The organism is Sporomusa sp. (assembly GCF_057736855.1).
In genome coordinates this window covers 1-6,978 of sequence record NZ_JBYKYF010000064.1, presented here as the reverse complement: position 1 = coordinate 6,978, position 6,978 = coordinate 1, and the positions used below count along the sequence as shown (strand labels likewise).

Below are 6,978 nucleotides of genomic sequence, written 5' to 3'. Positions count from 1 at the left end.
GCTAATGCGACAATTAACACAGCAATGATTCAGGTAGCTGAATTAACCGAATATATTGCCAGCCAGGATCGGACAGCCGAAACCTTAGCCAAGCAGCTAATTAGCTACAGGCAAGATTATGAAGCTTGCCAGGCGGAGATTACCCGTTTACAGCGGATCATTCAAACCGGGGAAGCAGAATTGGCCGCTCTGACGGCAAGGCTGACTAGTCTTAAAGAAAATTTGGCTGGAAAAAAACAAGAATTGTTTGCTATTACTGGGGGAATACCAGTTAATGAGCTGTTTTCCCAAGCTAAACAGCAATTAGAGAGCATTCGTCGGGAAGAACGAATGGCGGAGGAAAATTACAACAAGGCTGCGGCTGCTTTGGCCGAAGCGGAACAGGAATGTATCCGGGCTGATGCCGGTTGGCAGGAAGCGGCTCGACAGCGGGATATGCAAAAAGTACGGCTGGAAGCTAAGCTGGCCGAAGAGGGATTTGCAGATATTTCGGCGATGGTTGTAGCCCTTTTACCGGAGGTCCGTCAGGAAGAGTATCGGCAATTGCTTACAGCCTATGCTGAGACCGGACAATGGCTGACAGCCCAAAGTGAACAGTTAATCAAAAGGCTTAACGGACGGCAGATTACTGCACGTGAATGGGAGCAGATACAGCAGCAGGCAAGTGCTGCCGAAGCAGCCAAAAATACGGCTATTGAACAGCGGGTAGAAGCCGAAAAGGAATATCGCGACCTGGAGGCAAAACACAAGCGGTGGTCAGAACTAGAGGCAGTAAGGGTTGAACTGAAAGCCAATAAAGATTGTTTACAGATACTCAAGAACTTATTGCGGGGAAATGTATTTATTGAATTTTTAGCCCAGGAACAGATGGAACTGGTGGCCCGGCAGGCTTCAGACCGTCTTAAACAGATTACCCAACAACGGTATGCGCTAGAAATAAGTTCTGATGGTGGATTTCTTATTCGAGACGATGCCAACGGTGGTGTTAAACGTCCGGTTAGCACCCTATCAGGTGGTGAAACTTTTCAGGCATCACTGGCATTGGCTCTGGCATTGTCGGCTCAGATTCAGCTTAAGGGTAAATATCCGTTGGAGTTTTTCTTTTTAGATGAAGGGTTTGGCTCGCTTGACCCATATGCGCTGGAGGTTGCCATGGCGACGCTGGAAAAACTGCATCAAGAACGCTTGACTATCGGTATCATCAGCCATGTGAGCGAGCTTAGACAACGTATGCCGCGCCGTTTGCTGGTTGAACCGGCAGAACCGGCAGGACGCGGCAGCCGGGTTCGCTTAGAGGAGGCATAACTGCTAACCATTAAAAGTAGTAAAGTAAGGTAGTCAGTGGATAAATTAGAGAGCGAATGGAGGTTAGTTGTGCGTAGTAATTGTTTTTTTATCTTGCTATTCCTAGGATTTTTCCTGATAACAGCTAGTTGCAGCGCAGCTCCGGATTTATCCAGGCCCGAACAGCCAGCAGCTGGTAAAGTGAAGTTAGGTATTGATAATATTGATAGTTATCTTACCGTTTTCCAGGGAAAACGGGTGGGGCTTATCACGAACCAGACAGGTATGACCAGTGATTTTAAGAGCAGTATTGATGTACTCCATGCTAAGACTAATCTGGTAGCCTTATTTTCACCTGAACACGGGATTCGTGGGCATGTATCTGCTGGGGATGCTGTCGGCAGCTATATTGATGAAGTCACTGGGGTGCCGGTTTACAGCTTGTATGGTCAAACCAAAAAACCTACAGCCGCTATGCTCGAAAATATCGATGTATTGGCGTTTGATATTCAAGACATTGGCGCTAGGTTTTATACCTACATATTCACTATGGCGTATGCTATGCAAAGTGCCAAAGAACAGGGCAAAACCTTTGTCGTGTTTGATCGTCCCAATCCGGTGGGCGGTGAAGTGGTAGAAGGCAATATTATTCATCCTGGATATGAATCATTTATCGGCTTATATCCCATTCCGGCCCGTTATGGTCTGACAATTGGCGAACTGGCCCGTCTGATGAATCGTGAGTACAACATTCACTGTGACTTGGTTGTAATTCCGATGACAGGCTGGAAGCGCAGTATGTATTTTAGTGATACCGGGCTGCCATGGGTTATGACCTCACCGAATATACCAACCCCTGATACGGCATTGGTATATAGTGGCACAGGAATTTTTGGCGGGACCAATATATCCGAAGGTATTGGTACTACCCGTCCATTTGAACTAGTCGGTGCGCCTTGGATAAATGCTGCTGCGTTGGCTGACCGTATGAATGCTGCCGGGCTGCCGGGGGTAGTTTTCCGACCCGTGTATTTTACTCCGCGACAGCCTGAGGCAAAATATTACGGCAAATTGTGTGGCGGGGTACAGCTTCATGTGACTGACAAGCAGATTTTCCGTCCAGTTAAAACCGGTCTTACGCTTTTGTATGTCATCAAGGAGATGAGCGGCGACAAGTTTTTCTTTAATTCATCGTCTACAGCGGCTACACCAACGATTGATATTTATACCGGGGACAGTCAGGTGCGGTTAGGAGCGCCGCTCACTGATGTACTGCATCAATGGAATCAGGCAGCGGCGCAGTTTAAGCACATGTCAAAAAAATATTACCTGTACTAATGTGTGAAATGCTTGTAGTCGTTAGCGCAGCTTAGGTTGTATTTTTTACTTGGTGGGAGAGGCCAAGACTGCAAGGATGCAAAAAGTATGGTATAATCTGGATATAAAATATCAATAGTCAGAAAGGGATAAGTAATGAAAATTAGACATCTGCGACACGCTACTTTTCACTTACATATTCAAGGTGTAGTCTTGTTGGTCGATCCTGTGTTAAGTCCGGCAGAACAGATGCCTCCAATAGACAATTCGCCAAATCAGCGCCGTAACCCGCTGGTGGAGTTACCTGTCAGCGTTGATGAAGTTATGGCAGCTGATGCCTGTCTGATCACGCACACCCATCGTGATCATTTTGATACTTGTGCTGGCGAACAATTACCAAAAGATTTACCGGTGTTTTGTCAGCCCGAAGATTTGGATAAACTAACTTTGCTGGGATTTACCGAAATACGGACAGTACACCCGGTCACCTGCTGGAAACATATCGAGATTATCCGAACCAGCGGCCAGCATGGAACTGGTGAAATTGCCAAAAAGATGGCACCTGTTTCTGGCTATGTGCTTACGTCTGCTACTGAACCGACGATTTATATTGCCGGTGATACCATATGGTGTCCGGAAGTGGCTGAGGCGATTGCTACTCATAAACCAGAGGTCATTATTTTATACGGCGGGGAAGCCAGATTTAATCAAGGAGATCCTATAACCATGGGGAAGCAAGATATATACCAGGTTTGTCAGCACGCACCAGATGCCAAAGTTGTAGTTTTGCATATGGAAGCCATTAACCATTGTCTCTTGACCAGGGAGGAACTTAAAAGTTTTATCCGGCAAGCGGGACTGGATAATAGGGTACAAATACCTGATGATGGTCAGTGGGTGGATTTTTAGACCGCCAGGAGAGGGTATATGAAAAAGTATGTGCTGATTTACAATCCTGTGGCAGGGGATGCTAGATTTAAAACCAAACTGGATGAGGTAGTTGAATATTTGCAAGCATCAGGCAGTATAGTATTGCCTTTTCGCACCAGGTATAAAGGAGATATCCGCCCGTTTATCCGCGAGATCAGGGAATTTGCGACCGACGGCTTTATTGTGGCTGGTGGTGATGGCACCATGCATGAGGTGATTAATGCGATGTTGGACGAGGACGTGGATGTGCCAATTGGCCTTATTCCCAGCGGAACATGCAATGATTTTGCTACCCATCTGAATTTTGGCAAAGACCTGCCAAGATGTCTGCGAGCGGTTACTGGCGGTCTGTGGCGGGCAGTGGATGTTGGCAGTGTTAATGGTGAGTATTTTCTTAATGTGGCCAGTGCCGGGCTACTAACTTCGGTTGCCCATAGTGTTGATGCTTCTCTTAAAAACACGCTTGGGCGGATGGCCTATTATCTGAAAGGGCTGGGGGAATTGCCCAGTTTTCGTTCACTGCATGTAAAAATAACGGCAGATGGCCAGGTTATTGAGGATGATATTTTATTGTTTCTGGTAATGAACAGCGGTATGGTGGGCAGTTTTCCTACACTGGCGCCGGAAGCGAAAATCAATGATGGGAAGCTAGACTTACTCATTGTTAATAAATGCAGTATTCCAGATTTGATGGGCTTGTTTATTAGTATTTTTTCTGGCAGGCACACGGCTAGCAGCCATATTCGTTATTTACAGGCGACAGATATTGTAATTCAATGTGATGAACCCGTAGAAAGTGACCTTGATGGTGAACGGGGGCCATCGTTGCCCCTGACGATATCCACAGTAACCAATAAATTAAAAGTATTTTGTCTCTAATAAAGGGGGGACTAGCATGTATTCGACGACTTTATGTTTGCCTGTTATCGGGAAACCTGCTGAGCGGGTACTGCTTGGTAGGAAAAAAACAGGTTTTGGCTGCGGCAAATACAATGGATTTGGTGGAAAAATAAAAGAAGGTGAGACACCGACAGCTGCTGCTGTTCGTGAGTTGGCTGAAGAATGTGGCCTTAGGGTAACCGAAAGTGATTTAGAGGATGTAGGTAAACTGGTATTTTCTTTTCCCAATAAACCTGAACTTGATCATGATGTGTATCTGTATCTTGTTCATTCATGGCAGGGAGAACCGGAAGAAACTGCGGAAATGAAACCCTGTTGGTTTAATGTGGCGGATATTCCGTATAAAGAAATGTGGGCCGATGACAGCTACTGGCTGCCAGCCGTGTTGAAAGGGAAAAAAGTTGTCGGCAATGTTGTTTTTTCCGAAGACTTCGAAGCCGTTGACTATATTTCTATTCGGACAGTATAGTTTAGTAAAAAAGCATTGACAGCAGCCTTACTTTTTTGCTATACTTTGCACAACATGAACAATATAATACATCATACGTCGATGACCAGGAAGAGTACACATAACCAGAGAGCTACAGCGAGCCAATGGTAGTGGGAGTTTGGCGCTGCTCAGTATGTCGAATGGGCCTGGGAGATACAGTCCGAGCCGGTTTACCGGGGTAGGCGCTGTCGGGTTTCTTCCGCCGTTACCAGGAAGCGGGTATCGGACATTTGTCCTGTACTTAGAATGAGCTGGGCCAGAGTATATCTGGTCAATTAGGGTGGCACCGCGGGTTGTAGTACCCCGTCCCTTGGAGCATGCAGGTATGTATGTTTTCAAGAGACGGGGTTTTGTGTTTAGTAAAGGTTTATCCATCATATTGAAATGCCGGTTATGCGGCATATAACGACAAGGAGGAGTTTACGTGGAACCCAAACAGCAACAACAAGAATTAGTGACAATCAAAACTGGGCAAGAGGGCCGTTTCCGCTGGGTGGCAGTCACGGCACTGCTCTTGGCAATAGGTGTTATTTTAAAAATAGTTACCCCAGCGGTTGCCGGGATTACTCCCAACTGGCTGATCGCGATGTATTGTATTGCTATCAATCTGACTCGGGTAAACATAAAACAGGCGGTGGGTATTGGTCTGGTAACAGGAGCCATTTCGATTCCTATTTCTAAGGCTGCCTTGCCTTATGCCAATTTTGTCAGTGAACCGGTAGGTGCTGCTCTCTGTGCATTACTAGTTCACACTTCCCTTAAGCTCAAACTTGGCGGCATAAACTTGCTGCCGGCAATAACCGCAGGTATCAGTACCATGGCCAGTGGTTTTACGTTTGTCACTATTTTAAAAGTAGTATTAGAATTACCTATGGCTGTATATCTTTACGCTATGCTGCCGGTAGTGCTGGCGGTTGCCGGTATTAATATGGTAATAACCCAGTTGCTGTATTTTCCGGCCAAAAGACTGTTTGGCGGCAAGGAGGAGTAATATATGACGGCTGTTGCCTTTGAGCATTTTACTTATGCATATCCTAAAGGAGACATAGTGCTCAATGATATTAATCTAAGCATTCCCAAAGGATCATTTAGTGTAATTACTGGACCCAGCGGTGCTGGTAAAACCACTCTGGCGCTGGCCATGGCTGGTGTAGTGCCCCACTATTTTGGTGGCCGACAAGGCGGCCTTGTACAGGTAAATGGTATTAATTCGTCTACCAGCAGTATGGGTGAATTGGCAGAACACGTAGGAACGGTGCTGGCAGATTATGAGAGTCAGCTTGTGGCATTGACGGTTGCAGAAGAGGTAGCGTTTGGCCTGGAGACCTCGGGCGATAATCGCAGTCAAATTGCCGAGCGGGTCAGTCAAGCACTGACAATGGTGGGCCTTGCTGGATTGGAAGATCGAGAAGTAGCTGGCTTATCTGGCGGGCAGAAACAACGTTTGGCGATCGCTTCTGTACTTGTTATGTCTCCCGATATTTTGGTACTTGACGAACCATCTTCAGCGTTGGATCCTGAAGGGGCTGCCGGTATTTATGAACTGTTGCATGAGCTTAATATGCAAGGCAAAACCATAATCGTTGTAGAACATCAGTTAGCCCGGGTTTTACCTTATGCTAGCCAGATTATAGTTTTACAGAATGGAAATTTGCAATTTGTCGGAGATGTTGATGCAACCTTGAGATTTATGTGGCAGCAGTCCGAACTCAAACAGGGAGTGCCGACATTATGGAGCATCAAACTGACAATCGAAGCGCAGACAGGAATCCAGCTTGGAACATGGAAAACGGAAAGTCAGGCAGCGAAAGAGTTAAATCGATTGATCTGTGCAAAGGGAGTGGCCAAAAGTGCCTGAATTTCTTTTAGATATGAATCATGTTAGTTTTAATTACGGCAAGTGCGGGCGAGCTCTTAACGGTGTAGATTTTTCGGTAAGGAGTGGTGAGTTCGTGGCACTGGCCGGACGCAATGGTAGTGGTAAAACTACTTTGACGCGGTTAGCTATGTCATTATTAAAACCAACCAGCGGCAGTATCTTTTTTCAAGGCCAGGAT

General features: G+C 46.2%; 8 protein-coding genes and 1 other annotated feature. All 8 genes read left to right on the top strand.

Annotation, left to right across the window (positions count from 1 at the left end; all coding sequences use genetic code 11):
- Positions 1-1,305, top strand: a 1,305-nt coding sequence (locus tag AC29Z1_RS06240) for an SbcC/MukB-like Walker B domain-containing protein (protein WP_488270596.1), incomplete at its 5' end; no start/stop codon positions are given.
- 69 nt (positions 1,306-1,374) lie between these two features.
- Positions 1,375-2,622 (top strand): exo-beta-N-acetylmuramidase NamZ family protein, encoded by a 1,248-nt coding sequence (locus AC29Z1_RS06235; RefSeq protein ID WP_488270595.1) that lies wholly within the window; start codon positions 1,375-1,377, stop codon positions 2,620-2,622.
- Between the two features lie 135 nt (positions 2,623-2,757).
- Positions 2,758-3,510 carry an MBL fold metallo-hydrolase gene (locus AC29Z1_RS06230; protein WP_488270594.1) on the top strand — a complete coding sequence of 251 codons (753 nt, stop codon included), beginning with the start codon at positions 2,758-2,760 and terminating at the stop codon, positions 3,508-3,510.
- Positions 3,511-3,528: 18 nt separating this feature from the next.
- Positions 3,529-4,410 (top strand): diacylglycerol/lipid kinase family protein, encoded by an 882-nt coding sequence (locus tag AC29Z1_RS06225; RefSeq protein WP_488270593.1) that lies wholly within the window; start codon positions 3,529-3,531, stop codon positions 4,408-4,410.
- Between the two features lie 16 nt (positions 4,411-4,426).
- Positions 4,427-4,900, top strand: a complete 474-nt coding sequence (locus AC29Z1_RS06220) for an 8-oxo-dGTP diphosphatase (protein ID WP_488270592.1) — start codon at positions 4,427-4,429, stop codon at positions 4,898-4,900.
- 72 nt (positions 4,901-4,972) lie between these two features.
- Positions 4,973-5,235 (top strand) — a binding site (T-box leader).
- Between the two features lie 110 nt (positions 5,236-5,345).
- Positions 5,346-5,912 (top strand): tryptophan transporter, encoded by a 567-nt coding sequence (locus AC29Z1_RS06215; RefSeq protein ID WP_488270591.1) that lies wholly within the window; start codon positions 5,346-5,348, stop codon positions 5,910-5,912.
- A 3-nt stretch (positions 5,913-5,915) separates the two neighbouring features.
- A complete protein-coding gene (locus AC29Z1_RS06210) occupies positions 5,916-6,779 on the top strand; it encodes an energy-coupling factor ABC transporter ATP-binding protein (RefSeq protein WP_488270590.1) in 864 nt (287 codons plus the stop codon).
- Positions 6,772-6,978, top strand: a 207-nt coding sequence (locus AC29Z1_RS06205; RefSeq protein WP_488270589.1) for an ATP-binding cassette domain-containing protein, incomplete at its 3' end; no start/stop codon positions are given. The genes AC29Z1_RS06210 and AC29Z1_RS06205, both read left to right, overlap by 8 nt.